Origin of the sequence: uncultured Thiocystis sp. (genome assembly GCF_903866365.1) — a bacterium.
Taxonomy (GTDB): Bacteria; Pseudomonadota; Gammaproteobacteria; order Chromatiales; family Chromatiaceae; genus Chromatium.
The window spans coordinates 1-3,306 of the sequence record NZ_CAIPNF010000223.1 but is presented as its reverse complement, the minus strand read 5'-3'; the positions used below and the strand labels follow the sequence as shown (position 1 = coordinate 3,306).

General features: G+C 63.3%; 4 protein-coding genes. 3 read left to right on the top strand and 1 reads right to left on the bottom strand.

Translation table 11 applies throughout. The features are described from left to right. The first annotated feature begins 79 nt into the window (after window positions 1-79). On the top strand, window positions 80-1,495 hold the full coding sequence (locus QZY07_RS12585) for a transposase (protein WP_295403091.1): 1,416 nt from the start codon (window positions 80-82) through the stop codon (window positions 1,493-1,495). A 173-nt stretch (window positions 1,496-1,668) separates the two neighbouring features. Here the strand turns inward: QZY07_RS12585 and QZY07_RS12580 are convergent, their stop codons facing one another. Further along, window positions 1,669-1,959, bottom strand: a complete 291-nt coding sequence (locus tag QZY07_RS12580; protein ID WP_295403088.1) for a hypothetical protein — start codon at window positions 1,957-1,959, stop codon at window positions 1,669-1,671. Between QZY07_RS12580 and QZY07_RS12575 the strand changes: the two genes are divergently transcribed. After that, window positions 1,943-2,203, top strand: a complete 261-nt coding sequence (locus QZY07_RS12575; protein ID WP_295403085.1) for a hypothetical protein — start codon at window positions 1,943-1,945, stop codon at window positions 2,201-2,203. The two genes, QZY07_RS12580 and QZY07_RS12575, sit on opposite strands and share 17 nt — an antisense overlap. 27 nt (window positions 2,204-2,230) lie before the next feature. Continuing rightward, complete coding sequence (locus QZY07_RS12570; RefSeq protein ID WP_295403082.1) at window positions 2,231-3,166, top strand: phage tail tube protein; 936 nt, start codon at window positions 2,231-2,233, stop codon at window positions 3,164-3,166. Window positions 3,167-3,306 lie beyond the last annotated feature (140 nt).

Here is a 3,306-nt window from a genome sequence, read left to right as displayed (position 1 = left end):
TGTCACTCGATCTTCGAGTTTTTCCCGCTTGACAAAAAGGGCGAGAATGGCGGTCTTCGCGTGAAGAGGATCTGCCACCATGTTTGCCGACCCGTTGCCCTTTATCGAGCGTTATGTCGAGGACTTGGATGGCGCGTTGAGGCGCCATGCGCCTGGTCGGGGATTGACGCGCGGCCAGCGACGGTGGCTGAAGTTCTGTCTGATGGGTCTGTTGTTGACCAATACGGTGTGTTGGTCAGCCTTTGAGCGAGCGGGACTGGGAGGGTATCGGTTCAGCGCGTTGTCATGGATGTTCCGGCGCACCAAAGTCGTCTGGGAGGTGCTCTGGCAACTCAGTGTCGGCCTGGTGCTGGAGCAGTATGGGATTGGCGAAGGGGTGTTGAGCGGCGACGATAGCGATCAGCGGCGTGCCAAGCGCACCACCCGAATTCATCGGGCCCACAAGCTCTACGACAAGAAAACCGGTGGCTATTTCAACGGGCAGGAACTGGTCTTTCTGGTGTTGATCACGCCCACGGTGACGCTGCCGGTGGGGTTTCGCTTTGCCTGCCCGGACCCCAAGCAAATGGCGTGGCGCCGGGAAGAGCAGCGGTTGAAGGCGTTGAAGGTGGCGAAAGCCCAGCGTCCGGTTCGACCGGCGGCGGATCCGGCCTATCCGAGCAAGGCCCAACTGCTCTTGGAACTGATCCAGACCTTTCGCCAGGCCCATCCGCGGGTACGGATCAAAGCGGTGTTGGCCGATGCCCTGTACGGGACGCAGACGTTCATGGATCAGGCGAGCGCCACGTGCGGCGGCGCCCAGACGGTCAGTCAATTGCGCGGCAATCAAAAGGTGCGCTTCCGCGGTCGGGAACGCGCGCTGACGGCGTTCTTCGACGCGTATCCCGCGGTGCCTCAGCCGATTCGTCGGCGCGGTGGCGACGCGATCACGGTGATGGTCAGCAGCGCCCGGGTCCATGTCTGTGCCCACGGCCAGAAGCGGTTCGTCATCGCGCTGCGCTACCCCGGCGAAACCGAGGCGCGTTACCTGGTCGCCACGGACTTGACCTGGCGAACCCTGGATATCGTCCAAGTCTATACTTTGAGGTGGTTGGTCGAAGTGTTTCTGGAGGATTGGAAGCTCAATGAAGGATGGGGGCAACTGGCCAAACAGCCGGATGAAGAAGGGTCAAGCCGAAGCCTGGCCCTGAGTCTGCTGCTCGACCATGCCCTCCTCCTTCACCCCGAGCAACGAACCCGCCTGAACCATCAGGCGCCCGCGTGCACCGTGGGCAGCCTCCGACAGCATTGCCGAGGTGAAGCCTTCTTGGACGTGGTCCGACGCCTCTTGAACGCCGAGGATCCCGCCGAGCAGTTCGCGCAGTTGGCCGACAAAATGAAAGCTTTGTTTCCCTTGGCCCCTTCCAGCAAGCACATGAGTGGCCGTGACCTTGGTCGACAAGAGTCCACCCCGTCGTTACGGTATCGCGTAGCCGAAGTGTGCGCCAACGCCTAGCGCCTGCCCATGGGTAAAGTCAAACCTTAAAAACTCGAAGATCGAGTGTTCATCCTGCTTGGCGTACTTGGCGGCATGGCCTCGTCGATCACGAATTACTATTTCGGCTCATCGACAGGGTCAGAGATCAAGACCAAACTGCTGGCGCGCAAAACCGATGGATGAGCGCCACATCAACCCGGCTGGGCTTGAGCTGATGCCGCCGGAATCTGTCCCCGGCTGGCACTGCATTGTGCGTGCGGCATCGCGATGAGCGCCCCCTTTCTCGACCTCGCCCCCTGGTCGCGACGCTCCAAGCGACCCTCGTCCCGGCGACGGTCGATCAGGTGAGCGAGATTCTTGACCTGGAGCGCGCCGAGGAGCGGCGCGCGCGCGCCCTGGGGCGTGCCGTGATGGTGTGGTCGCAAGAGCGCGGCCAGCGGCCCCGAGGGGCTGGGCAATGGACGGATGATCGGCGAAACCATCGCCGTCGCCATCCAGTTGCGCCAGGCCGCCCCCGACGCCGGACGCGCCGCGGGGCAGACGCTGCGCGCCATCCGTCTCGCGCTGTTCGACACGCTGGAAGGCTGGCGCCCCGGCCCCGACTGGGCGCACCTGCGCTATCTCGGCGGCTACGCCCTGGAGCCCGGCGAGGATCCGGCGGTGCTGTTTCGCCGGGTGGAGTTTTTTCAGACCGAAACCGCCGCGCCGGTGCGCCCGCGCGACTAACCCCGACCGTCCCACAGGAGACCGCTCATGGCTCAGATTTCCGGCGTCGACATTGCCGTCGCGCTCTACGAAGAAACCGCGTTCGGCGTCGATCCAGGCACCCCGAGCGGCACCAAGGCCTACTTTAGCTCGCTCAACGTCAAGGCCGCGCAGGAGTCCATCGACAACCCGATCATCGCCGGCGGTCGCGGGGTGCCGCGCCCCGGACGCGGCAATATCGACGTGTCCGGCGCTTTCGCCACCACCGTCGCGCCCGGCTCTCACCCCTTCTGGCTGAAGCAGATCCTTGGCGCGCCCACCGGCAGCGGGATCCTGACCTATGTGCCGAAAGCCTTGCCGACCTCCTTCATCATCGAGAAGGACTACACCAGCAAGCTCGCCAGCAAGGTCGAGCGTTTCAACGACTGTCGCGTCAAATCTGCCAGCCTCACGCTCAACCAGTCGGGCTATATCGACCTGAGCGTCGATGTGCTCGGCAAGCGTTACGGCATCTACACCGCGCCGCTCGATGCCACGCTCACCGATCCCACCCACGAGGGCTGGACCGGCTACCAGGGCATCGTCAATCTCGACGGCACCCGTGTCGGCGGGGTGCTCGGGGCCACGCTCAGCATCGACAACGAGATGGACGGCTCGCTCTACGCCTTCCCCGCGACCGGCGAAACCGCGGGCGAACGCTTCAGTCTGCCCGAGGGCCGCACCAAGATCAGCGGCTCGGTCGACATGGTGTTTCAGGACTTCGCCATGGTCGATCTGGCCCTGGCCGGCGACGAGGTGAGTCTGGAATGGATCTACACCAATGCCGCCGGCGACGCGCTCTCGATCCTCATCGATCACGCCGAGATCCCGCTGACCTCCCCAGCCATCGAGACCCGCTCGGGGATGAAGGTGCAATACAACTTCAGCGCCTTCTCGTCCGGGTCCGATATGGGCCTGAAGATTGTCTATACGCCGCATGTTTAAGGCGATTTACGCGAAAGAACTTACCCGCAATCGGGCCGGATAAGGATGTCCCATTTGGGCAAGGTCGGGCTGCGCTCCAAGCGCGCTTCGACCTTTTTCATGGCCCCTTTGGTGAGGGTAACGCCTTTCGCATAGACCTT

Coding starts and splice junctions, on each gene's coding strand:
- QZY07_RS12580 (WP_295403088.1), bottom strand. CDS start 1,959: ATGGTTTCGCCGATCATCCGTCCATTGCCCAGCCCCTCGGGGCCGCTG.
- QZY07_RS12575 (WP_295403085.1), top strand. CDS start 1,943: ATGATCGGCGAAACCATCGCCGTCGCCATCCAGTTGCGCCAGGCCGCC.
- QZY07_RS12585 (WP_295403091.1), top strand. CDS start 80: ATGTTTGCCGACCCGTTGCCCTTTATCGAGCGTTATGTCGAGGACTTG.
- QZY07_RS12570 (WP_295403082.1), top strand. CDS start 2,231: ATGGCTCAGATTTCCGGCGTCGACATTGCCGTCGCGCTCTACGAAGAA.